Here is a 23,297-nt window from a genome sequence, read left to right on the forward strand (position 1 = left end):
ACGGCCGCGGTGAGCATGCACCGCAGCGGACGTCCCCGCGCCGGGAGCAGGCCAACCGCCCCGGACACGCGAGCGAGCATCATGTTGAGCCCTGGGAGTTCACAGTGCCCGCACCGGAACTGACCGCCACCACCCCGCTCGACGACGAACTCGTCGCCGAACGGGCCCATCTGGACACCTCCCGCGCCGCGCTGCGCCGGATGCGGGAGCGCGCCGAGTCGCTGTTCGCCACCGGCGACAAGGTGGCCGGCGACGCGTACACCGCCGAACAACTCGGCCGGCACATGGCCCGGCGGGTCAAGGAGCTGGCCGACGATCCGACCACCCCGCTCTTCTTCGGCCGGCTGGACTTCGGCGGGCAACCCGACAGCCCGCCCAACGGGGAGACGGACCCGGACCACGCCGGGCGGAACTACCACGTCGGGCGGCGCCACGTCACCGACGATCTGGGTGAACCGCTGGTGCTCGACTGGCGGGCCCCGGTGTCCCGATCGTTCTACCGGGCCAGCGCCCGCGACCCGCAGGGCGTCGCGGTGCGCCGCCGGTTCGGCTTCAGCGCCGGCGTGCTGACCAGCTTCGAGGACGAACACCTCGACCGGGGCGAGGAACTCGGCACGGCCAGCCGCATCCTCACCGCCGAGATCGAGCGCCCCCGCGTCGGCCCGATGCGGGACATCGTCGCCACCATCCAGCCCGAGCAGGACGAGCTGGTCCGGGCCGACCTGGCCGACTCGATCTGCGTGCAGGGCGCGCCGGGCACCGGGAAGACCGCGGTCGGGCTGCACCGCGCCGCGTACCTGCTCTACCTGCACCGGGAACGGCTGCGCCGCTCGGGTGTGCTGATCGTCGGGCCGAACCGGGCGTTCCTGTCGTACATCGCGGCGGTGCTGCCGGCGCTCGGGGAGGTCGAGGTCGAGCAGGCCACCGTCGAGGACCTGGTCGCCCGCGTGCCGGTCCGCGCGGTCGACGACCCGGCCGCCGCCGCGCTCAAGCACGACATCCGGATGGCCGAGGTGCTGCGTCGCGCCGTCGACGCCCACATCGGTACGCCCACCGAGCCGATCATGGTCTCGGACGGCTCCTACCGCTGGCGGATCGGGCTCGACCCGCTGCACCGCCTGGTCACCGAGACGCGGCAGGAGGGGCTGCCCTACGCCACCGGCCGGGACCGGGTCCGGGCCCGGGTGGTGGGGCTGCTGCAACGCCAGGCCGAGGCCCGCCGCGCCGAGTCGCCGTCGGACGCCTGGCTGCGCCGGATGAGCCGGATCAAGCCGGTCACCGACCTGCTCGACGCGGTCTGGCCGGCGCTCACCCCGGACGGGCTGCTGCACCGGCTGCGGACCGACGCCGAAGCGCTCGCCGCCGCCGCCGACGGGCTGCTCAGCGCCGACGAGCAGGAGCTGTTCCGCGCCGGCAAGGTCGGGCGCACCGCGAAGGCGACCCGGTGGACCGCCGCCGACGCGGTCCTCCTCGACGAGGTCGCCGGGCTGCTGGAGCGACCCGCCGGGTTCGGCCACGTGGTGGTCGACGAGGCGCAGGACCTCTCCCCGATGCAGTGCCGGGCCATCGCCCGCCGCAGCGAACACGGCTCCGTCACGCTCCTCGGCGACCTGGCCCAGGGCACCGCGCCCTGGGCCGCGACCGACTGGCGGGAGTCCCTGGCCCACCTGGGCAAGCCGGACGCCGCGGTGGTGCCGCTGAGCGTCGGCTTCCGGGTGCCGGCCGCCGTGGTGGCGTTCGCGAACCGGCTGCTGCCCGCGCTCGCCGTCGACGTGCCCCCGGCCCGGTCGCTGCGCCACGACGGGGCGCTCGATGTGCGTACCGTCGATGACCTGACGGCCGCGACGGTGGCCGAGGTGCGGGCGGCGCTGGCACACGACGGCTCGGTCGGCGTGATCGCCGCCGACGACACGGTGGACCGGCTCCGCGCGGCGCTCGACGCCGCCGGTGTCGAGACCGCGACCGCCGACGACGTCGAGGCCGCGGCGCGCGTCACCGTCGTCCCGGCGACGCTGGTCAAGGGCCTGGAGTACGACCACGTGGTGGTCGTCGAACCGGCCGCGATCGTGGCCGCCGAGCCGCGTGGCCTGCACCGCCTCTACGTGGTGCTGACCCGGGCGGTCTCCGGGCTGGCGGTGCTGCACCGCGCCCCGCTGCCCGCCCCGCTGGCCGGCTGACCGGCCCGGGGCAACGCGGCTGGCACCGGGGCGGTACACAGGGGAGGCAGCGTTCCCGCCGCCCGAGGAGTCTTGCCATGATCCTGGCCCGCGCCGAACAGGTCAGTCGCCGCTACGGCGAGGTGCTGGCGCTGGACCGGGTCGACCTGACCGTCCGGGCCGGGGAGCTGGTCGGCCTGCTCGGCCCGAACGGCGCCGGCAAGAGCACCCTGATCAACCTGCTGGTGGGGCTGCGCCGCCCGACCGCCGGTCGGGTCGAGCTGCTCGGCGGTGACCCGCGCGACCCGGCGAGCCGGCGACAGCTCGGGGTGACCCCGCAGGAGACCGGCCTGCCCGGCACGCTACGGGTCGGTGAGGTGGTCGACTTCGTCTCCGCGCACTTCCCCGACCCGGTGCCCCGGGGCGAGCTGCTCGATCGGTTCGGCCTCACCGACCGGGTACGGCGGCAGACCGGCGGCCTCTCCGGCGGGCAACGCCGGCGGCTGGCCGTGGCGCTGGCGTTCGTCGGCCGGCCCCGGCTGGTGGTGCTGGACGAGCCCACCACCGGGCTCGACGTGGAGGCGCGGCACGCGCTCTGGGACGCGATCCGCGGCTTCCACGCCGACGGCGGCACGGTGCTGCTGAGCAGCCACTACCTGGAGGAGGTGGAGGCGCTCGCCCAGCGGGTGGTGGTGATCGGCCACGGGCGGGTGCTCGCCGACGACTCGGTGGCGGCGATCCGGGGCATCGTCGGCGTACGCCGGGTCAGCCTGGTCGCCGACGACCTGCCGGCGCTGCCCGGGGTGGTCGCCACCGAACGCGTCGACGGACGGGTCCACCTGCTCACCACCGACGCCGACCAGCTCGTCCGCGACCTGGTCACCGCCGGCGTGGCGTTCCGCGACCTGGAGGTCCGCCCCACCTCGCTGGAGGAGGCGTTCCTCGCCATCACGGCCGACGCCCGGCCCGCGCCCACCCCCGCCTAGGAGACCGCCGTGCCGCTTGCCCTGGTCCACGCCCGCTACCAGCTCCTGGAGATCATCCGGATCCCGGTGGCGGTGGTGGGCAGCGCGTTCTTCCCCGCCGCCGCGATGCTCTTCTTCGTGGTGCCGTTCGCCGGCGACGACTCCACCGGCGCCACCTACGCCACCGCCGCCATGGTCACCTTCGCGACCATGAGCGCCAACATCTTCCAGTACGGCGTGGGCGTCGCCGAGGACCGCGACCAGCCCTGGAACCCGTACACCCGGACCCTGCCGGCCGGGCCGGCGCCGCGCCTGGCCGGGCGGATCCTGGCCGGCCTGGTGCTGACCTACCTGTCGATGGTGCCGGTGGTGGTGATCGCGGCGGTGGCCACCGCGGCGCGGGTCACCGTGGCGCAGTTCCTGATCGGGCTCGCCGCGGTCGCCGTGATCTCGGTGCCGTTCACGCTGCTCGGCCTCGCGATCGGCTACTCGTTGCCGAGCAAGGCGGCGATCGTGGTGGCGCAGGTGCTCTTCTTCCCGCTGGCGTTCGGCGGCGGCCTGCTCTCCGCACCGGACCAGGCACCCGGTTTCGTCCAGGCGGTCGCCCCCTACCTGCCGACCCGGGGCGCGGTGGAGCTGATGTGGGCGGCGGTCACCGACTGGCAGCCCGACCCCCGGGCGCTGGTGATGCTGGCGGTCTGGGTGGTGGCGCTCGCCGCGGTCGCCGGCTGGGCGTACCGGCGGGACGAGGGACGCCGCTTCCGCTGACGTTTTGTCCGGTTCCGGCCCGGCGGCCGGTCCGGTGGTGCCACGATGCCGGCAGGGCGGGCCAGCGGGACCGCCCCCGGCGGAAGGGGTCACCGTGAACGGCGTCGAGCCCGGCACACCCTGCTGGACCGACCTGGCCACCCCCGGACTGGACGACGCGAGACGGTTCTACCCGCAACTGTTCGGCTGGACCGGGCGGATCTCCACCGTGCCGGACGCCGGCGGCTACACCGTCTTCCTCAAGGACGGCAAGGCGGTCGCGGGTGTGGGCCCACCGGCCACCCCGGACCAGGTGCCGATCTGGTCGACGTACGTGGCCACGGACGACGCCGACCTGGTCGCCACCCGGGTCGCGGCGGCCGGCGGGCAGGTGGTCGTCGCCCCGTTCGACGTCGCCGCGCAGGGTCGGATGGCGGTGCTCGCCGACCCGGCCGGGGCGGTGTTCAGCGTCTGGCAGCCGATGGCGATGCGCGGCGCGGAACTGTTCAACGCGCCCGGCGCGATGTGCTGGAACGAGTTGGTCACCCCCGATCCGGAGGGAGCCCGGGAGTTCTACGCGCTGGTCTTCGGCTGGCATCCCGAGGAACGGTCGACCGGGCCGGCCCCCTACATCGGATGGCGCTGCGGCGCCCGCATCGTCGCCGGGATGCTGCCGGCGGCCGAGCCGCTCCCCGCCGATTTGCCGGCGTACTGGACGGTCTACTTCGGCGTGGCGGACACCGACGCCACCGCGGCCCGCGCCGCCGAACTGGGCGGCACCATCCTCGTCCCGCCCCGGGACAATCCGGCCGGCCGCTCCGCCGCCCTCCGCGACCCCCACGGCGCGCTCTTCTCCATCTCCACCCTCCGCTGACCCACACCACGCCCACACCACCCCGCGCCACACCCACACCATCCCCATGCCACACCCAGGCCACCCCGCGCCACACCCAGGCCACCCAACGCCACCCCGCGCCCGCCACACCGCCCCGCCCCAACGCGCCCCGCCGCGCAGTTTCACGGAAAGCGTGGCTATTCGCAGCCGAATAGCCACGCTTTCCGTGAATTAGCTGAGGGCGGGGTGGGGGGAAGGGGGGCGGGGTGGGGGGAGAGGGGCGGGGTGGGGGGAGAGAGGGGCGGGTCAGTGGGGGCGGACGGGGACCACCAGGGGGCCGTGGTCGCCGGGGATCACGCGGACGTGGGCGCGGTAGTGGCGGGCGAGCAGGTCCTCGGTGAGCACCTCGGCGGGTGGGCCGGCGGCGGCCACCCGGCCGTCGGCGAGCAGCACCAGACGGTCGGCGTACTCGCCGGCGATGGAGAGGTCGTGCATGGTGGCGAGCACGGTCAGGTCGTGCTCGCGGCGGAGCTGGTCGACCAGTTCCAGCACCTCCTGCTGGTGCCCGATGTCCAACGCGCTGGTCGGCTCGTCGAGCAGCAGCAGGGTGGCGCCCTGGGCCAGCGCCCGGGCCAGGAAGACCCTCTGCCGCTCGCCGCCGGAGAGCGTGGCCAGCTCTCGGCTGCCGAACCCGGCCAGGTCGAGCCGGTCCAGCACCTGGCGCACGGCGGCCAGGTCGGCGGCGGACTCCCGACCCAGCGGCGGCATGTGGGGCGTACGCCCGAGCAGCACGTAGTCGAAGACCGCCATGCCGGCCGGCACCGCCGGTGACTGCGCCACGGTGGCCACCACCCGGGCCCGGTCGCGCCGGCGCATCGCGCGGATCGGCGTACCGAAGAGGGAGACGGCGTCCGGCGCGGGCAGCAGGCCGCCGACGGCGCGCAGCAGCGTCGACTTGCCGGCGCCGTTGGGGCCGATGACGGTGACCCACTCGCCCACCGCGACGGTCAGGTCGACGCCGGCCAGGACCGGACTGCCGCCCAACTCGACCCGCAGGTCCCGGACCTCGACCGCGGCGCTCACGCTGGTCCCCCGGCGTGCGACTGCGGGGCTCGCAAACCCGGCTCACTCCTCGCGCTCACGCTGGTCCCCCGGCGTGCGACTGCGGGGCTCGCAAACCCGACTCACTCCTCACGCTCACGCTGGTCCCCCGGCGTGCGACTGCGGGGCTCGCAAACCCGACTCACTCCTCACGCTCACGCGCGCACCCCGCGGGCGGTCCGCAGGATCAGGACGAAGAACGGGCCGCCGAGCAGCGCGGTCACCACGCCGATGGGGATCTCGGCGGGTGCCGCGGCGGTCCGCGCGACCACGTCGGTCAGTGCCAGGAACGCGCCGCCGAAGAGCATCGACAGCGGCAGGATCACCCGGTGGCTGGAACCGGCGAGCAGCCGGACGGTGTGCGGCACGATGATGCCGACGAAACCGATCAGGCCGGAGGCGGAGACCGCGGCGGCGGTGCCCAGCGAGGCGGCGGCGATCAGCAGGTAGCGGGACCGCTGCGGGTGCAGCCCGAGGCTGGTGGCCTCGTCGTCGCCGAGGGCGAGCACGTCCAGCTCCCGCCGGTGCGCCAGCACCACCACGGCGGTGAGCAGGAAGTACGGCAGGACCAGCAGCACGTCGTGCCAGCCGGCGGTGGAGAGCCGCCCGAGCAGCCAGGAGTACACCTGTTGGAGGCTGTCCGAGTGCGCTTGCAGCAGGTAGGTCTGCCCGGCGGCGAGGAACGCCGACACGGCCACCCCGGCCAGGATCAGCGTGGCCGGGGAGCGGTCCCGGCCGCCGGCGGCGCCGAGCAGGTACGTCATCGCCACCGCGCCGAGCGAGCCGACGAACGCGGCGAGCGGGACGGTGACCGGCAGCCCGGTGAGCGCTCCGCCGGCCCCGGCGCCGAGCACGATCGCCGCGGTGACCGCGAGCCCGGCCCCGGCGGCCACGCCGAGCAGGTACGGGTCGGCCAGCGGGTTGCGGAAGACGCCCTGGTAGCAGCCGCCGGCCAGGGCGAGCAGCGCGCCGACGAGCAGACCGAGCACGACCCGGGGCAGGCGCAGCTCGGTGACGATGGCGACCTCCTGCTCGGTGAGCCCGCTGTCGAGGTGTACGCCGGGCAGCAGGTTGAGCAGTTCCGCCGCGACGCTGCCGGGCGGCAGGCTGACCGGGCCGAACGAGACGCCGGCCACCAGCGCGACGAGCACCGCCGCCAGGCCGGCGAGCAGCCAACGTGTACGCAGCCCGGCCGGCCGGGCCGGAGCGTCAGCGGGTGCCGCGCCCCGGCGTGGGTGCGGCAGCCGACCGGCCGGCCGGGACGCGTCGGGCGTCCCGGCCGGCACGGGGTCCGCCGGTCGTACGGCCACGGTCAGGCCGGAACCTTGGCGGTGGCGTCGACGATCGCCTTCAGCAGCTCGACGACGCGCGGGCCCCAACGCGAGGCGATGTCGTCGTCAAGCGCCACGACCTGGTTGTTCTTGACCGCGGTGAGGCCGGTCCAACCGCTGCGTGCCTTGACCGTGTCGGCGCTCTGCTGGCAGCACTTGGTGTCGGCCAGGAAGACGAAGTCGGGGTTCGCCTTGACGATGACCTCCTGGGAGAGCTGCGGGTAGCCGCCGCTCTTGCCGCCGGCGTCGGCCGGGTCGGCGATGTTCTCCAGCCCGGCGAGCGCGTAGATGGTGCCGATGAACGTCTTGCTGGTCGCGGTGTACAGCTCCGGGCCCAGCTCGTGGTAGTAGGTCAGCTTCTCGGCGCGCTTGGGCAGGTCCTTGGTGAGCGCGGTGATGTCGTCCTTCATCTTCCGCACCACGGCGTCCGCCTCGGCCGGGTGGCCGGTGAGCTTGCCCAGGTCGGTGAGCTGCCGGTACGTGTCGTCGAGCGTGGTCGCGGCCGGGGTGAGCAGGACCGGAATCTTCAGCGCGACGAGCTGGCTGGCGATCTTGTTGGTGTCATTGGTGATCACCACCAGGTCGGGGCTCTTCGCGGCGATCGCCTCGGCGTTCGGCTGGTAACCGGAGAGGTCGGTCTTCGGGGCGTCCGCCGGGTAGTTCGACTGGTCGTCGACGGCGGTGACCTGCTTGCCGGCGCCGATGGCGAAGAGCATCTCGGTCGAGGTCGGTGACAGCGAGACGATCTTCTCGGGGCGCTTCTCCAGCGTCAGGTTGCCCACGCTGGCGGGGAACGAGCCGCCGGACGCGCCGGTGGCGGGGGTGTCGGTCGAGGTCTTCTCGGCGCAACCGCCGAGCAGCAGCACGCCGGCCGCGAGCGCGGTGGCGAAGAGCCGAGGGGTACGTCGGGTCACAGGTCCTCCTGTCGGTCGAGGAGCGTGGTGCTTCGCCGACAGGTGAGGAGAGCCCGTCCGCGAGGCGCCCTTCCTCGAAGGCGCGTGTCGCGACCGGGCAGCAGGCGACCTGGCTCGTCCCACGTCCGTCGGCGCCGGCGGGAGGCCGACGCCGACCGTACGGGGCATCACAGTTGCGGGACAGCGCCGGTTTCGCACCGGCTTCGCTGTGGCACGGTCGGTGCCACCGTAGCGCACGACCAGCGAAGATCACCCGGACGGGCGGGGTGGGCGGGGACCCCGGTGGGGGTGGAGCCGGGGTCCCCGCCGCCGGGTGAGGTCAGCAGTACTGGCTCTGCTTGCCGATCGCCCGGTACGGGCAGTCGGCGTACTCGGAGAGCGTCAGCACGGCGTCCCGGTTGCGCGAGGTCTGCGCCGGGATCACCTCGTCGGGCGGGTAGAAGCCGCCGCCGGAGGCCGAGCCGGGGTACATCTCGAACGTGTACGCCCAGATCTTGTGGGTGCCCCACATCCAGTCGATGCTGGTGCCGTCCGCGATGTAGAGGTCGCTGGACTGCTCCGGGGTGTAGCCGTTGCTGGCCGCCATCTGCTGGCCGATGGTGGCGAACGTGTTGTACTGGTCGGCCGTCATCCCGGTGGCGGTGTTGCTGTACGTGTAGCCGTACGGCCAGAGCACCAGCTGGGAATACGTGTGGAAGTCGATGTTCGCCTTGATCTGCTGCACCCCGCCGACGACCCGGCTGTTGACGAAGTTGCGCAGCGCGGCGGTCTCCGGGGCGGAGAAGGCGGACGGACCGCGGTAGGTGTCCGACGACTTCGTGCCGGATGAGCCGCCGCAGCAGCCCCACTGGTAGCTCCAGTTGCGGTTCAGGTCGGTGCCGACGTACGTGGAGCCGCTGTTGGGCTGCCGGTTCTTCCGCCAGGAGCGGTAGGAGCCGGTGGCGATGTCGTACTCGCTGCCGTCCGGGTTGACGGTGGGCACGATCCAGATCTCCCGGGAGTTCACGATGCCGGTGATCCGGGAGTCCGTGCCGTAGTTGTCGGTGAACAGGTTGAGCAGGTAGATCGCCATCTCGACGGTCAGGTGCTCGCGGGCGTGCTGCTGGGCGTTGAACAGGATCTCCGGTTCGCTCTCGTCGGTGCCGACGTTGTCGGAGATCTTCACGGCCATCAGGTCCCGGCCCTGGTAGGACGTGCCGATGCTGAGCTTGCGGGCGATGCTCGGGTGGTCGGCGACCACCTGGTTCACCACCGCGGTCAACTCGGCGTAGTCGTGGTAGTTCGAGTCGGCGGGCGGGAACGCGTACGCGGTCGCGCCGCCGGCCGTCGCCGGGGCGACGTCCTTCTCCAGCCGGAAGCCGAGCCGGGTGATCGCCTTCGCCTCGGCGGTGGTGGCCGTGACGTGCAGCACGCCGTGTTCGGAGTAGTCGATGGCGGCGCCGGTGCGGGCGACCGCGGTGCGGTCAGCGACGGTGCGCGGGCCGAGCACCCGGTAGGCGACGGCGGCCGACTCGCCGGCCCGGTCCGGGTCGGGGCGGGCGGCGGCCGGCCCGGCGGCGGCGGTGACCAGGATGAGGCCGACGGCGGCGACGAACGCGAGCCGGCGGCGCAGCGGGGACGTGCGGAGGGCCATGGACAACCTCCTCGGGGTACGGGGAGATCCCGTTGTCCGCACACTTCACCAGCACTCACATGGTCATATCAACATCCGTCGTTGTCACGTACCATCCCGACCTGATCCTCACGTCGGCAATGATTTTCCATGGCTGAACATCTGGCGAAACTTCCCGCCAAGGACGACAGTGAACGGCAACGATGCCGTTTCCCCGTGGAGCTGCCATGTTCGGAAGACCCCTGCGCGCGGTCGCCCTCGCCGGCCTGACCGCGCTCACCCTGCTCGGCACCACCGCACCCGCCCAGGCCAACGGCCCCCGGCCGGGCGTCACCCACGACGAACAGATCACCTTCCAGGAGTTCTCCCGCTACCCCGACTGGCGTACCGGCACGCACCAGGGCACCCGCGCCGTGCCCGGCCGCCAGCCGGCGCTCACCATCGCCCGGCCCGCCGGCACAGTCGAGTTCACCGACGAACACACCGGCGCCACCCGCACCTGGGAGTACGCCACCTGGACCTCACCCGAGCGGCGGATCGGGTTCGACGCCACCGAACTTGTCGCGTCCTGGAACGCCAGCACCCCCGCCGGCACCTGGATCCAGGTCGAGCTGCACGGCACCTACAACACCGGGGCCCAGACCCCGTGGTACGTGATGGGCCGCTGGGCCTCCGGCGACCAGGACATCAAGCGGGCCACGCTGGACGGCCAGGGTGACCCCTGGTCGAGCATCTGGACCGACACGTTCGCCGTCGACGACGCCTCGGCCGGGGTGCTGCTGCGCTCGTACCAGCTCCGGCTGACGCTCTACCGCGCGCCCGGACAGGCCGCCGCGCCGCAGGTCCGGATGGTCGGCGCGATGGCCTCGAACGTGCCGGACCGGTTCACCGTCACGCCGAGCCGGGGCGGCATCGCCTGGGGCACCGAGCTGGCCGTGCCCCGCTACTCGCAGAACGTCCACATCGGCGAGTACCCGGAGTACGACGGCGGCGGCGAGGCGTGGTGCTCGCCCACCTCCACCGAGATGGTGGTCGAGTACTGGGGACGCAAGCCCTCGGCCGAGGACACCGCCTGGGTCGACCCCGCCTACGCCGACCCGACCGTCGACCACGCCGCCCGGATGACCTACGACCACGAGTACGAGGGCGCCGGCAACTGGCCGTTCAATACCGCGTACGCGGCCGGCTTCCCCGGTCTGGAGGCGCGCGTCACCCGGCTGCACTCGCTGGACGAGGCGGAACGGTTCATCGCCGCCGGCATCCCGGTGGTCACGTCGCAGTCGTTCCTGGCCAGCGAGCTGGACGGGGCGAACTACGGCACCTCCGGGCACCTGTTCGTGATCGTCGGCTTCACCGCCGACGGCGACGTGATCGTCAACGACCCGGCGTCGTCGTCGAACGAGGCGGTGCGCAACGTCTACAAGCGCGAGCAGTTCGAGCAGATCTGGCAGCGCACCAAGCGCTACCGGGCCAACGGCACCGTCGCCTCCGGCTCCGGTGGCATCGCGTACCTGATCAAGCCGATCGACCGCCCGTGGCCGACCGTCCCGGGCTCCACCAACTGGTGAGCTGAGCGTAGGGGCCCCTTGTTAACGCCTGGAGTCGAGAAGGGGCCCCTCCGCACCACTCAGCCTCGGGGTTCGCCGGGCGCGTCGGTGGGCTGGTCGTCGCCGGCCAGGGCGGAGCGCAGCCGGTCCTTCTCCGCGCGACGGCGCTCCGCCGCGTCGGCCATCTCCCCGGCCATCTCGTCCCGCCACCCCTTCAGCAGGAAGAACGACAGCGTGGCGGAGAAGACCAACGCCAGCATCAGCCGCAGGAACATGTTCATCTCGACGAACCAGAGGGCCGCCAGCACCGCGACGAACAGCCCGATCCGGCCCAGCGTGTACTTGACCGCCGCGCTCATGCCCGCATTCCCACTCTCTCCGCCGCCTCAGCCCGTCCGCCGGGCCAGCCAGTGCACGCCATGAAACCAGATCACCGCGTAGACCACGGTGAAAACCGCCGCGGCCAGCGCGCCGGTGAACAGCGCCGGCAGCCCCGCGGCCAGCCCGGCCGCCAGCAACCCGGCCAGCACGCCGACCCCGAGCCCGACCAGCGCCGCCAGCACCCGGGCGGCACCGAACTCCCAGGCCCGGAAGTCGTCCCAGAACAGCCAGAGCGGCAGGATCACCGCCAGCCAGCCGTTGGTCCCCCCGAACCCGCCGGCGCCGAGGGCGGCGAACGCCCACTCGAAGAGCAGCAGCGCCAGCACGCCGATGACCAGCCCGGCGAGCGTCACGCCGAGCAGGTCGCCGAGCGTCAGGATGCGTCCCTCGGCGTCCCGCCGAGGAAAACCGCGCTGCTGCTCCCCGGTGTTCGTCACCGGGTCGGGCCCAGACCTGCCGGTGCTCATCGCCGGGTCAGGCCCAGACCTGCTGCGGCTCGGAGCGGCGCTCGGCCATCGACGGCGCGGCAGCGTACTCGCGGACGGTCTCGTAGCGGGTGTTCCGCTCCACCGGGCGGAAGCCGGCGTCCCAGATCAGGTGCAGCAGGTCGTCCCGGTGCATGGTGTTCGGCGTGCCGTACGAGTCGGCGTCGTGCGTGATCTTGTATTCCACCACCGAGCCGTCCAGGTCGTCCACGCCGAAGTTCAGCGAGAGCTGGGCCACCGAGAGCCCGTGCATGACCCAGAAGCACTTCACGTGCGGGACGTTGTCGAACAGTAGGCGGGAGACCGCGAACGTCTTGAGCGACTCGGCCGGGGAGGCCATCGTGGTGCGCGCCTGGATCCGGTTGCGGACCTTGCCGTCCGCCGAGTCGACGAAGTCGTGCTGGTAGCGCAGCGGGATGAAGACCTGGAAGCCGCCGGTCTCGTCCTGGAGCTCACGCAGCCGCAGCACGTGGTCGACCCGGTGCCGGGGCTCCTCGATGTGGCCGTAGAGCATGGTCGACGGCGTCTTCATGCCCTTCGAGTGGGCCAGCCGGTGGATCCGCGACCAGTCCTCCCAGTGGCAGGCGTGGTCGACGATGTGCTGCCGGACCTCCCAGTCGAAGATCTCCGCGCCGCCGCCGGTCAGCGACTCCAGCCCGGCGTCCATCAGCTCGTCGAGGATCGCGTCGGCCGTCAGCCCGCTGATCTTCTCGAACCACTGCACCTCGGTCGCGGTGAACGCCTTGAGGTTGACCTTCGGCAGCGCGGCCTTCAGCTCGCGCAGCACCTTGGGGTAGTAGCGCCAGGGCAGCGTCGGGTGCAGGCCGTTGACGATGTGCAGCTCGGTGAGCTGCTCGTCCTCCATCTCCTTGGCCTTGCGGACCGCCTCGTCGATCCGCATCGTGTAGGCGTCCTTCTCGCCCGGCTTGCGCTGGAACGAGCAGTACGCGCACGACGCGGAACAGACGTTGGTCAGGTTGAGGTGCCGGTTGACGTTGAACATCACCCGGTCGCCGTTGAGCTCCGTACGCCTGTGGTGGGCCAGCCGGCCCAACCAGGTCAGGTCGTCGCTCGCGTAGAGCGCGATGCCGTCCTCGCGGGTCAGCCGCTCCCCCGCGTAGACCTTCGCTTCGAGCTCGCGCTTGAGTCCGGCGTCCATCCGAAAGCCACGTCCTTCCACCTGGGGTCCCGATCGAGCGTACGTCGCGGGTCCGGCGCGCCGCCCGCGCGGTCGACCGCAGCGACCCAGTTCACCGGTCGTCACGCTCCGCACATCGACATCGTTGCGTCGGTGAGGTAAGACAGGGTGGGGCGGAACACACACCAGGGCCGCCCTGTCTCATCACGCCCACCACACGTGGCGCGCACCAGACCGGACGGGGAGCGGAATGGTCGACAGCACCAAGGCCCGAAGGCGACGGCGACGCTCACCGGTGATCTCACCGGTGCTGCGCCCGGCGCTCTGGTCCGCCCTGCTCGGGGCGGTCGCGGCCGCGGCGCTCGCGACCCCGGCCTGGGCCGATCCGCTGCCCGACACCGTTCCCAGCACCGGGTCCCGGCCGCAGGTCACCGGCCCGCTCCAGCTGCCCACCGTGCCGGGCGCCACCACCGGCCGCCCCGGCGCCACCGTCCCCGGCCAGCCCGGCGCACCGGTGCCCGGCCTGCCCGGCGGCGCGCCGATCCTGCCGGGTGCCACGACCGGCGTCACGAACCCGGCGGACGGGCCGCTGATCGCGCAGATCAACCAGGTGGACGGCCAGGTCGCCCAGCTCGGCGACAACCTCCTGCGGGTCAAGGGCGAGCGGGACGCGGCCCAGGCCGAGCTGACCGCTGCCGCCGCCCGCCTCAAGGACGCCCAGGCCGCGCTGGCCCGGGCCCAGGAGAACGCCAAGAGCGCCGCCGCCGACGCGGTCAAGGCCGACGCCGCGCTGCCGCCCGGCGAGTTCGGCGCCAGCCTGCGCCAGTTCTCCGATCTCCAGCGGATCACCCGGGGCGACAAGGCCGAGGGCGCCACCACCTCGGTGACCGGCGAGCTGCTGCGCGCCACCACCGACGAGCGGGTCGCGCGCGAGGCGCACGCCTCGGTCCAGCGCCGGGTCACCGAGAAGATCGCGGAGTTCACCCGGGTCGAGACCGACCTGCACAAGCAGGAAGCCGCGCTGCTCAAGCTCCGCCGCGACAACGCCGCCAAGCTGCTCGAGATCGAGCGCCGCGAGGACGCCGCCGAGCAGCGGCTCGGCAACCCGTACGTCGTCAACCAGAGCATCAACGGCCTGGTCGCCGACCCGCGGGCGCTGGCCGCCGTGCGCTACGCCCTGGCCCAGTTGGGCGACCCCTACCTCTGGGCGGCGGAGGGCCCGGACCGGTTCGACTGCTCCGGTCTGATGCTCGCCGCGTACCAGTCGGCCGGCTACCGGGGCCTGCCCCGCGTCTCCCGGGACCAGTACTACGCGACCCGGTCCCGCACCGTCAGCCCGACCGCCCTCCTCCCCGGTGACCTGCTCTTCTTCGCCTCCGGCGGGAGCTGGAGCAGCATCCACCACGTCGCCATGTACATCGGTAACGGCAAGATGGTGGAGGCGCCGCGGACCGGCGACGTGGTCAAGATCTCGGTGGTCCGGTGGTCCCGGCTCTACGCGGCGACCCGGGTGGTCGGGGCCGTCCCCGGGCCCGCCACGCCGGTGCCGCTCCCGACCGTGCCGGCCAACCCGCCGAAGCCCGGCGCCACGCCGAAGCCGACGCCGAAGCCGACGAAGTCCGCCACGCCGAAGCCCACGCCGAAGCCGACGAAGACCGCCACGCCGAAGCCCACGCCGACCACGTCCAGCCCGACGCCCACCCCGTCGACGAGCACCAGCCCGACGCCCACCCCGTCGGACACGCCGAGCCCGTCGCCGAGCCGCACCGCCACCGTCGCGCCGTCGTCGACCTCGGCGGAACCGACCGACAGCGCCGCCGCGCCGTCGAGCAGCACGGCGAAGCCGACGGAGAGCACGGCCGGCAGCGAGTCCGCCAGCCCGACCAGCACCGACTGACCCAACCGTCCGCTCCGACTGTGTTCCCGGGCCGGAATGTGGCACGGTGAGATCCAGGCACTTCCGGCCGGCGCCACGGTCGGGGGCGAGCGTGGGTGCGGAGGGGCGAGATGGGCGAGCACGAGGTTCCGGCGGAGACGGTCCAACCGGGACCCACGCCCGACCCCGTCGGGAACGCCGACGAGCGCCCGGCTCAGCCGGGTCCGGTCGCCGTCGCGCGGGCCCGGGTCAGCGTGGCCGGCTCGGCCGTAGCGCCGCCGTCGGGCGGGGAACGGCCCGGTCCGCCGGCCACCGCCACCACCTACCGGGCGGGTGCCCCGGCGGAGAGCGTCCCGCCGCTGGACCGCCGCCGCCCGGGGGCGACCGTCTCGCCGCCGTCCAGTTGGTCCGCCTTCGCGGCGGCCGACCGGCCGGCCTCGACCGACGACGCCGGTTCGCCGGCCGCCTCGACGCCGCCGACGCCGATTCCGGTGGCTCCGATTCCGTCACCGCCCGCCGCCCCGGCCTCGGCTGCCCCGAGCCCCGCTGCCCCAAGCCCCGCTGCCCCGAGCCCCGCTGCCCCGATCGCGCTCCCGGCCGCCGCGACGCCGGCGCCCGTTCCGACCGTGGACGCCGCCGACCATCTCGGTTCGGCTCCCGACGACGCCGCGCCGGGCCCGACCGACGGCGACTCCCCGGCCACCCCGGCCTCCGGGGCCACCCCGACCTCCGGGGCCACCCCGACCCCCAGCGCCGCCCGGATCTCCGGCGCTGCCCAGGTGCCCGGTTCGATCCAGGTGCCCAGCTCAACCCGGGCACCCGGTTCAACCCGGGCACCCGGTTCAACCCAGGTGCCCAGCGCCGCCCAGGTGCCCAGCGCCGCCCAAGTGCCCAGCGCCGCCCAAGTGCCCAGCGCCGCCCACGTCTCCGGAGCCGTTCAGGTGCCCGCGCCGCGTGCGGAGCTTCCGGACACGAGCCGGGACGCCCGCCCCGTCGGCGACGCCGGGCAGCAGCCGCCCGACCGGTTCGCCGGCCGGGTCGCGCCCGCGCCGCGCACCGAGTCCCCGGCACCGCCCGCCCGGGCCAGCGCTTCGGTGCCCGGCCTGAGCCGGGTCTCGGCGGACGAGGTCGCCGTGTCGGTGGCAGCCGCGCCCACCGCCGCGAAGCTCTACCGGGCCGCCCCGGTCAACCCGGAGCCACCGGAGCCCGCCCAGCCGCCGGAGCCGGCGCAGCCGCCGTCCCCGCCGGGCCCCGAGCCCGAGCCGGCTCCGACCCCGGTGCCCGGGCCGACGCCCCCGTCACCGGCTCCGCCCGTACCCGAGCCGGAGCCCCCGCTCCGCCCGACGCCCCCGGTGCCCGTCCCCGCGCCGGCTCCGTCCCCGAATCCGCCCGGACCGTTTCCGCCCGCACCGAATCCACCAGGGCCGAATCCACCGGGACCGGTTCCGCCGATACCCGGGCCACCCGTGCCGCCTCCGGGGCCGGCGGTGCCACCGCCGCTGCCCGGCCCGATGCCCGCGCCCCCGTTCCCGCCGCCGCCGGCGATGGCCGGCGTGCCCGGAGCGCAGCCGGTCTGGCCCCCCACCTCCGCGCCCCCCACCTCCGCGCCGCCGGCCCCGGCCGTCCCGGCGCCGGCGCCGCCGACCTGGCCGCCGCCGGCCGCTTCCGCACGGCAGACCGAAACCGCCCCTCCGGTACGTCCGCCGCTCGGCAGTCAGGACCTGGCCGGAACCGCGTACGGCGGCACGGATGGCCCGGGCTTCGCCACGGTCGCGCTCCCGCAGAGCAGCCCGTCGGAGAACACCGGTTCGCTGACCGGGCACATTTTGGCCCAGGGCTGGGCCGAGGACACTCCGGCCACCCGGGCCAGCAACACCAAGGTCATCATCGTGTTGGCCGTCGCGCTGACGGCGCTGATCGCCATCAGTCTGCTCGTGGTGTTCCTGGCCAACGACGCGTTGAGCGGTCTGACCGGCACCGTGCTGACGCGCTGACGGGGTGAGCCCGCCCACTACGGCCGCGCGATGCGGTGGCCGTGTCGGTGAAGCGCCGTACACTTGTCGGGATCACTGACCCGGCGCGCCCGACTGCGCGCCCATGGGCGATCTTGCGGGCGATTCGGCGGCGTGACGGTGCCGCGGCAGGCCATCGCGAAGATGCGCCCCGCTCGAAAGGTATTTCTTGACCACCTTCGCTGAATCCAGCATGTCCCCGTCCACCGACCCGATCACCGACGCCCCCGACTTCGCCTCGCTCGGCCTTCCGGCGCAGGTGGTCGACGCGCTCGCCCGGCAGGGAATCACCACCCCGTTCGAGATCCAGCGGGCCACCGTGCCGGACGCGCTCGCCGGCCGCGACGTGCTCGGCCGGGGCCAGACCGGCTCCGGCAAGACGCTCGCCTTCGGCCTGCCGGTGATCGCCCGGCTCGCCGACCGCAACCGGGCCCGGCCGCTGCACCCCCGCGCGCTGGTCCTGGTTCCCACCCGCGAGCTGGCCATGCAGGTCAACGACGCGCTGGTGCCGCTCGGCAAGGCGGTGGGCATCTTCCTGAAGACCGCGGTCGGCGGCGTGCCGTACGACCGGCAGATCGACGCGCTCCGCCGGGGCGTGGAGATCGTGGTGGCCACGCCGGGGCGGCTCGGCGACCTGATCGCGCGCGGTGTCTGCCGACTCGACGACGTCGAGGTCACCGTGCTGGACGAGGCCGACCAGATGGCCGACATGGGCTTCCTGCCCGAGGTCACCGAGCTGCTGGCGAAGACGCCTGCGGACGCCCAGCGGCTGCTCTTCTCCGCCACTCTGGACAACGACGTCGACTCGCTGGTCAAGCGGTTCATGACCGACCCGGTCACCCACTCGACCGCACCGGCCACCGCGGCGGTGTCCACCATGGACCACCACATGCTGCTGATCCCGCCGCACGACAAGTTCGCGGTGACGGCGTCCATCGCCGCCCGTGAGGGGCGCACCATGGTCTTCGCCCGTACGCAGCTCGGCGTCGACCGGCTGGTCGAGCAGCTCGCCGCGGTCGGCGTACGGGCCGGTGGCCTGCACGGCGGAAAGACCCAGCGGATGCGCACCAGGACGCTTGCCGAGTTCCGCGAGGGCCGGATGAACGTGCTTGTCGCCACCGACGTGGCGGCCCGGGGCATCCATGTCGACGGGGTCTCGCTGGTGCTGCACGTGGACCCGCCGAAGGACCCGAAGGACTACCTGCACCGGGCCGGCCGCACCGCTCGGGCCGGCGAGTCCGGCGCGGTGGCGACCCTGGTGCTGCCGAAGCAGCGCCGGACCACGTTGGCCATGCTGGAGAAGGCGGGCGTCGAGCCGTCCCAGGCTCGAGTCCGCGCCGGTGACGAGGCGCTGGCCGAGCTGACCGGCGCGCGGGAGCCCAGCGGCGTACCGGTCCGCGAGGAGCCGGAGCCCCGCCGTGGCGGCGGCCCCCGCCGCTTCGGCGACCGGGACGGACGCGGCTACGGCGACCGGCCCACCGGCGAGCGTCGCTACGGGGACCGACCCACCGGCGAGCGTCGTTACGGGGACCGGCCCAGCGGCGGACGCGGCTACGGCGACCGGCCCACCGGTGAGCGCCGCTACGGCGACCGGCCGACCGGCGGACGCGGCTACGGCGACCGACCCACCGGCGAGCGTCGCTACGGGGACCGACCCAGCGGTGAGCGCGGCTACGGCGACCGACCCACCGGCGGTCGTGACTTCGGCGAGCGCCGCCACGGGGACCGCCCGCAGGGCGAGCGTCGCTTCGGGGACCGCGACGGCCACACCGAGCGTCGCTTCGGGGACCGGGACGGCCACACCGAGCGTCGCTTCGGGGACCGCGACGGCAGCACCGAGCGCCGCTTCGGGGACCGGGGCGAGGCCCGACCGGCCGAGCGTCGGGGCGGCTTCCGTCCCGAGGGCCGGGGCCGGGACGACCGGCCGCGCGACGACCGGCGCGGTTTCGGTGGGCGTCCGCCGGCTCGTACCCACTGATCCGGAACCTCTGGAAGATCACTTCGGACGCCGCCGTCGAGCACCCGCTCGGCGGCGGCGTTCGCGCATCCGCTGCCGGCGCCCGGCCGGTCGCGTAACGTCCGGTCCATGCCGAAGTCGCTCTTCTGGGCCCGGACCGACACCGCCGGATCCGAGCACGTCGTGCTCGACGACCGCCAGGGGCTGACCGCGCAGGGCGTGGCGCTGGCCGTGGACCCGATCCCGTACACCTGCCGTTACCGCCTGACGGTCGCGCCGGACTGGTCGACCAGCCGGCTGGAGGTGGACGCGGACGGCGCCGGCTGGGCGCGGAGCGTACGCCTGGAGCGGGGCGGCGACGGGTGGCGCGTGCGCACCGGCGAGGAGGGTGACCTGGACGCGGCGCTGCGGGCGGCCGGGCATCCGCCCGTGGGCCTGCCCGGTACGGATGACCCGGACCGGCTGGCCGAGGCGCTCGACGTCGACCTGGGCGGTTCCCCGCTGACCAACACGCTGCCGATCCGCCGGATCGGGCTGGGCCGGCTCCCCGCCGACCTGGCGACGAGCGTGACGGTGGTGTGGGTGCTGCTGCCCGGCCTGACGGTGCTTCCCGCCGAGCAGGTCTACACCTCGCTGGGTCCGGGCCGGGTGCGGTACGCCGGTGACGGGTTCACCGCCGACCTGGAGGTCGACCCGGAGGGCTTCGTGGTGCGCTATCCCGGGCTCGCGGAGCGGGTCGACCCGCGCTGACCGTCGGGCCGGCCGATCACGCGCGTAGTCCGCGCAGCAGGACGCCGAGGTAGCGGTCGGCGGCGTCCGCGTCGCTGATCGCCACGGCGTGTTGCACGCCGCACATCAGGCTGCGCAGGTCGTCGGCCGTGATGTCGGATCGGACGGCGCCGGACTGCCGGGCCCGCACCTGGTCCGCCGTCGAGTACCCGCCGGACCTGTATGACGACCGACGCCGGTCAGGTCGGCCAGGTGCCGTCGTCCAGGAACCGGTCGACGGCGGTGAGGTACGGGGTGAGGTCGAGGCCCTGCCCGGCCACCCACCGGTCGGAGTAGTACGTGTCGACGTAGCGGTCGCCCGGGTCGCAGATCAGCGTCACCACCGAGCCGGTCCGCCCGGCGGCGCGCATCTCGGCGATCAGCCCGAACGCGCCCCAGAGGTTGGTGCCGGTGGAGCCGCCGACCCGGCGGCCGAGCACCGCCGAGCCGGCGCGCATGGCGGCCAGCGACGCGGCGTCCGGCACCTGCACCATCCGGTCCACCACGCTGGGCAGGAAGGACGGCTCGACGCCGGGCCGGCCGATGCCCTCGATCCGGGAGCCACGACCGGTGCGGAACGACCAGTCGCCGGCCTGCCACGCCGGGTAGAACGCGGAGTTCTCCGGGTCCACCACGCACAGCTTGGTGGGCAGTCGGCGGTAGCGGGCGTACCGGCCGATGGTGGCGCTGGTGCCGCCGGTGCCGGCGCCCACCACGATCCAGGCCGGCACCGGGTGCCGCTCCAGCGCGAGCTGCGCGTAGATCGACTCGGCGATGTTGTTGTTGCCCCGCCAGTCGGTGGCCCGCTCGGCGTAGGTGAACTGGTCCATGTAGTGACCGCCGGTGTCCTCGGCCAGCCAACGCGCCTCGATCACCACCTTGGCCGGGTCGCGGACCAGGTGGCAGCGCCCGCCCTGGAACTCGATCTGGGCGATCTTCTCCGGCGAGGTGGAGGCCGGCATGACCGCGATGAACGGCAGCCCGAGCATCCGCGCGAAGTACGCCTCGGAGACCGCCGTCGACCCGGAGGACGCCTCGACGATCGTGGTGTCCCGGCCGATCCAGCCGTTGCACAGCCCGTAGAGGAACAGCGAGCGGGCCAGCCGGTGCTTGAGCGAGCCGGTCGGGTGCACCGACTCGTCCTTGAGGTAGAGGTCGATCCCCCAGGCCCGGGGCAGCGGGAACGGCAGGAGGTGGGTGTCGGCGGACCGGTTGGCGTCCGCCTCGACCGTGGCGATCGCCTCGGTGAGCCAGCGCCGGGCGGCCTCGTCACACCGGTCGAGATGAGTCACGGCGGCAACGTTACAAGCGAGGGCGGCGCGCATCCGCCCGGACCCGGCGTGCCTGCCGGCGCTGCCCGGCCCGGCCGGCGGCGCGCACCACCGGCGTGAGCGCCAGCGCGAGCCGGGGGAACGCGTCGAGCAGCCGGACCTGCGCGCCGCGCCAGCGCGGCAGGCTGACCACCGGGCGCGGCCGGCGGGCCAGCCGGACCGCCCGCGCGGCCACCCGCTCCGCCGTCAGCAGCGACCCGGTGAAGGACGCCAGCGCCCCGGGGTCGTCGAGCCTGTCGTGCAGCATCGGCGTCCAGATCCCGTCCGGGCACAGACACGACACGTGTACGCCCCGGACGCCGGCCATCCGCAGGTCGGTCAGCGTGCCGAGGCTGAACGCCAGCAGGGCGTGCTTGCTGGCCGCGTACACCGTCTCGCCGGGCGCGGCGATCAGCCCGGCCAGCGAGACGACGTTGAGCACGTGGCCGTGGCCCTGCTCCCGCATGACCGCCACGGCGGCCAGCGTGCCGTTGACCGCGCCGAGCGCGTTGACCTCGATCACCCGCTGCCGGGTTTCGGCGTCTTGCTCCCAGGCGGGGCCGGTGACCAGGATGCCGGCGTTGTTCACCCACAGCCCGAGCCCGCCCGGCCCGCCGGCCGCCTCGGCGGCGACCGCCGCGCAGGCGGCCCCGTCGCGGACGTCGAGCGGACGGGACCAGCCACCCAGCGGCCCGGCGACGGCGCCCACCGCGTCGGCGTCGACGTCGGTCAGCAGCACCCGCCAGCCGTCGGCGTGCAGCGCGGCGGCGAGCGCGCGGCCCAGCCCGCCGGCCGCGCCGGTCACCACGGCGGCACCCCGCCCCGAGGTCGTCATCGCCGCACGCTATCCGCCCGCACCGGGCGCGGGCCAGACCTGTGCCGGCGCGGGATGCCCGGTTCTTCGGGGACGACGTCGGGGCCGCAGAGCCGCGCCGAAGCTGGAGGCCGACGGGCGGCAGAGGTGTCCCCCGCGATCCGCCTGCCAACTTGATGGCACAGATGACTCAGGCCCGTACCTCCAAGATCCCGGTCCACGTCGGGCCGGTGGTCGGCAACCCGGTGGGCAGCCCTGGGTGGACGGGCGGCGGTGCGCCTGAGTCGTTCGTGCCATCAAGTTGGCAGCGGTGCGACGACACCAACGTCGCCGGGCGAGGCCGGCGGACGTCCGTCAGGAGGTGGGTGGTTCGAGCGGCTGGGGACGGTTCTCCCACTTGGTCGACAGCGCGATCCCGGTGCGGGTGGAGGCGACCCCGGGCGTCCGGTTCAACCGGACGATCAGCTGTTCCAGCTCGGCGATGGTGCCGACCCGCGCCTTGAGCAGGAAGGATTCGACGCCGGCCATGAAGTAGCAGGATTCGATCTCGGGGATCTGGCGGAACGCCTCCAGCACGTCGTCGGTGTCCGCGTCGGAGTTCTCCATGATGCCGATCAGCGCGGTGACCCCGAGCCCGATCGCCTCCGGCTCGACCTCGGCACGGTACGCCCGGATCACCCCACCGGACTCCAGTTTGCCGACCCGCTCGTGCACGGCCGGGGCGGAGAGGCCGACCTGCCGGGCCAGCTCGGCGTACGACAGGCGGGCGTTGCCCCGTAGCAGCTCCACGAGGGCCAGGTCGATCGTGTCCACGGAGAGTGACCCTATCCTCTGGGCCGTGACCGGAGGTGAACGGCACCCGTTGAACATGACGGTACGTTGCCATTCACAAACGTCCCGTCACGGAGGTTCTACGCCGGTACCATTTCCTAACTTCGCAGTGTGTGCGTATTTCGCGTTTGGCGGACACGCCCGGTCCCTGGTGCTGTAATTGCCATACGTCCCTCATGACGGCTCTGGGCTCGCACCGGCCGGGGGCAGTGTGTTCAGCCGGGGGCTTCGTCGACGCGAGGAGGGGGCTGTGGACACTGGAGATCGCCTGCTGACACCGGGTGAGGTCGCTGCGCTGTTTCGGGTGGACCCGAAAACCGTGACCCGATGGGCAGCGGCCGGCCGGATCGGCAGCATCCGGACTCCAGGCGGGCATCGCCGGTTTCGGGAATCCGAGGTGCGAGCCCTGCTTGAGGGGGAGGGCATGCTGGACGAGGCGGAGGACATGGGTAAGGCCCGCAACATGGGCCCGACCGCTTCGACCGGCCCCGGCCCGGCAAACGCCGGCATGTACTGA

20 protein-coding genes, 1 pseudogene and 1 riboswitch are annotated in these 23,297 nt (G+C 73.8%); of the genes and pseudogenes, 10 read left to right on the forward strand and 11 right to left on the reverse strand.

Going from position 1 to position 23,297, the window contains the following annotated elements:
• Positions 1-104: 104 nt before the first annotated feature.
• The 4 genes from ACIA6B_RS08470 to ACIA6B_RS08485 all read left to right on the forward strand — a co-directional run bounded on the left by ACIA6B_RS08470 (position 105) and on the right by ACIA6B_RS08485 (position 4,742).
• Positions 105-2,177 (forward strand): HelD family protein, encoded by a 2,073-nt coding sequence (locus ACIA6B_RS08470; RefSeq protein WP_396772136.1) that lies wholly within the window; start codon positions 105-107, stop codon positions 2,175-2,177.
• A gap of 77 nt (positions 2,178-2,254) precedes the next feature.
• Positions 2,255-3,142, forward strand: a complete 888-nt coding sequence (locus ACIA6B_RS08475) for an ABC transporter ATP-binding protein (RefSeq protein WP_396772137.1) — start codon at positions 2,255-2,257, stop codon at positions 3,140-3,142.
• 9 nt (positions 3,143-3,151) lie between these two features.
• Positions 3,152-3,889, forward strand: coding sequence for an ABC transporter permease (locus tag ACIA6B_RS08480; RefSeq protein WP_396772138.1), 738 nt, complete (start codon positions 3,152-3,154; stop codon positions 3,887-3,889).
• A gap of 94 nt (positions 3,890-3,983) precedes the next feature.
• Complete coding sequence (locus ACIA6B_RS08485; RefSeq protein WP_396772139.1) at positions 3,984-4,742, forward strand: VOC family protein; 759 nt, start codon at positions 3,984-3,986, stop codon at positions 4,740-4,742.
• Positions 4,743-5,009: 267 nt separating this feature from the next.
• On the opposite strand, the gene ACIA6B_RS08490 is transcribed toward ACIA6B_RS08485, so the two are convergent.
• From ACIA6B_RS08490 to ACIA6B_RS08505, 4 genes and pseudogenes are all read right to left on the reverse strand, one after another.
• Positions 5,010-5,786, reverse strand: coding sequence for an ABC transporter ATP-binding protein (locus tag ACIA6B_RS08490; RefSeq protein ID WP_396772140.1), 777 nt, complete (start codon positions 5,784-5,786; stop codon positions 5,010-5,012).
• 173 nt (positions 5,787-5,959) lie between these two features.
• Positions 5,960-7,048: a FecCD family ABC transporter permease gene (locus tag ACIA6B_RS08495; RefSeq protein ID WP_396772553.1), complete on the reverse strand. Its 1,089-nt coding sequence runs from the start codon at positions 7,046-7,048 to the stop codon at positions 5,960-5,962.
• A gap of 68 nt (positions 7,049-7,116) precedes the next feature.
• Positions 7,117-8,049 carry an ABC transporter substrate-binding protein gene (locus tag ACIA6B_RS08500; protein ID WP_396772141.1) on the reverse strand — a complete coding sequence of 311 codons (933 nt, stop codon included), beginning with the start codon at positions 8,047-8,049 and terminating at the stop codon, positions 7,117-7,119.
• A 108-nt stretch (positions 8,050-8,157) separates the two neighbouring features.
• Positions 8,158-8,251: riboswitch (cobalamin riboswitch) on the reverse strand.
• 120 nt (positions 8,252-8,371) lie between these two features.
• Positions 8,372-9,682 (reverse strand): annotated as a pseudogene (locus ACIA6B_RS08505) (M14 family metallopeptidase); the annotation flags it as partial.
• Between the two features lie 206 nt (positions 9,683-9,888).
• Here ACIA6B_RS08505 and ACIA6B_RS08510 point away from each other — a divergent pair.
• Entirely contained in the window at positions 9,889-11,229 is a 1,341-nt protein-coding gene (locus ACIA6B_RS08510) for a C39 family peptidase (RefSeq protein ID WP_396772142.1), read from the forward strand.
• A 59-nt stretch (positions 11,230-11,288) separates the two neighbouring features.
• Here the strand turns inward: ACIA6B_RS08510 and ACIA6B_RS08515 are convergent, their stop codons facing one another.
• The 3 genes from ACIA6B_RS08515 to mqnE are packed head-to-tail and all read right to left on the reverse strand — an operon-like array spanning position 11,289 to position 13,233.
• Complete coding sequence (locus ACIA6B_RS08515) at positions 11,289-11,567, reverse strand: DUF4229 domain-containing protein (protein WP_281943650.1); 279 nt, start codon at positions 11,565-11,567, stop codon at positions 11,289-11,291.
• A 27-nt stretch (positions 11,568-11,594) separates the two neighbouring features.
• Complete coding sequence (locus tag ACIA6B_RS08520; RefSeq protein ID WP_396772143.1) at positions 11,595-12,056, reverse strand: hypothetical protein; 462 nt, start codon at positions 12,054-12,056, stop codon at positions 11,595-11,597.
• A 7-nt stretch (positions 12,057-12,063) separates the two neighbouring features.
• A complete protein-coding gene (mqnE, locus tag ACIA6B_RS08525; RefSeq protein WP_107154643.1) occupies positions 12,064-13,233 on the reverse strand; it encodes an aminofutalosine synthase MqnE in 1,170 nt (389 codons plus the stop codon).
• A gap of 229 nt (positions 13,234-13,462) precedes the next feature.
• Here mqnE and ACIA6B_RS08530 point away from each other — a divergent pair, with 229 nt between their 5' ends.
• The 4 genes from ACIA6B_RS08530 to ACIA6B_RS08545 all read left to right on the forward strand — a co-directional run bounded on the left by ACIA6B_RS08530 (position 13,463) and on the right by ACIA6B_RS08545 (position 19,807).
• On the forward strand, positions 13,463-15,109 hold the full coding sequence (locus ACIA6B_RS08530) for a C40 family peptidase (RefSeq protein WP_396772144.1): 1,647 nt from the start codon (positions 13,463-13,465) through the stop codon (positions 15,107-15,109).
• Positions 15,110-16,554: 1,445 nt separating this feature from the next.
• Positions 16,555-17,082 carry a hypothetical protein gene (locus ACIA6B_RS08535; protein WP_396772145.1) on the forward strand — a complete coding sequence of 176 codons (528 nt, stop codon included), beginning with the start codon at positions 16,555-16,557 and terminating at the stop codon, positions 17,080-17,082.
• A gap of 187 nt (positions 17,083-17,269) precedes the next feature.
• The gene (locus ACIA6B_RS08540) at positions 17,270-19,078 is read left to right on the forward strand and encodes a DEAD/DEAH box helicase (protein WP_396772146.1); all 1,809 of its coding nucleotides are present in this window, start codon (positions 17,270-17,272) and stop codon (positions 19,076-19,078) included.
• Between the two features lie 108 nt (positions 19,079-19,186).
• Positions 19,187-19,807 carry a putative glycolipid-binding domain-containing protein gene (locus tag ACIA6B_RS08545; protein WP_357304824.1) on the forward strand — a complete coding sequence of 207 codons (621 nt, stop codon included), beginning with the start codon at positions 19,187-19,189 and terminating at the stop codon, positions 19,805-19,807.
• A 16-nt stretch (positions 19,808-19,823) separates the two neighbouring features.
• Here ACIA6B_RS08545 and ACIA6B_RS08550 read toward each other — a convergent pair whose 3' ends face one another.
• The 4 genes from ACIA6B_RS08550 to ACIA6B_RS08565 all read right to left on the reverse strand — a co-directional run bounded on the left by ACIA6B_RS08550 (position 19,824) and on the right by ACIA6B_RS08565 (position 22,762).
• Positions 19,824-19,976: a hypothetical protein gene (locus ACIA6B_RS08550; protein WP_396772147.1), complete on the reverse strand. Its 153-nt coding sequence runs from the start codon at positions 19,974-19,976 to the stop codon at positions 19,824-19,826.
• A gap of 49 nt (positions 19,977-20,025) precedes the next feature.
• A complete protein-coding gene (locus ACIA6B_RS08555) occupies positions 20,026-21,117 on the reverse strand; it encodes a PLP-dependent cysteine synthase family protein (protein ID WP_396772148.1) in 1,092 nt (363 codons plus the stop codon).
• Positions 21,118-21,127: 10 nt separating this feature from the next.
• The gene (locus ACIA6B_RS08560) at positions 21,128-21,970 is read right to left on the reverse strand and encodes an SDR family oxidoreductase (RefSeq protein WP_396772149.1); all 843 of its coding nucleotides are present in this window, start codon (positions 21,968-21,970) and stop codon (positions 21,128-21,130) included.
• Positions 21,971-22,303: 333 nt separating this feature from the next.
• Positions 22,304-22,762 (reverse strand): Lrp/AsnC family transcriptional regulator, encoded by a 459-nt coding sequence (locus ACIA6B_RS08565; RefSeq protein WP_396772150.1) that lies wholly within the window; start codon positions 22,760-22,762, stop codon positions 22,304-22,306.
• A gap of 268 nt (positions 22,763-23,030) precedes the next feature.
• Between ACIA6B_RS08565 and ACIA6B_RS08570 the strand changes: the two genes are divergently transcribed.
• Positions 23,031-23,297: a BldC family transcriptional regulator gene (locus ACIA6B_RS08570; RefSeq protein WP_013473529.1), complete on the forward strand. Its 267-nt coding sequence runs from the start codon at positions 23,031-23,033 to the stop codon at positions 23,295-23,297.

It is taken from the genome of Micromonospora sp. NPDC051141, assembly GCF_044455765.1.
In the GTDB taxonomy this organism is placed as follows: domain Bacteria; phylum Actinomycetota; class Actinomycetes; order Mycobacteriales; family Micromonosporaceae; genus Micromonospora.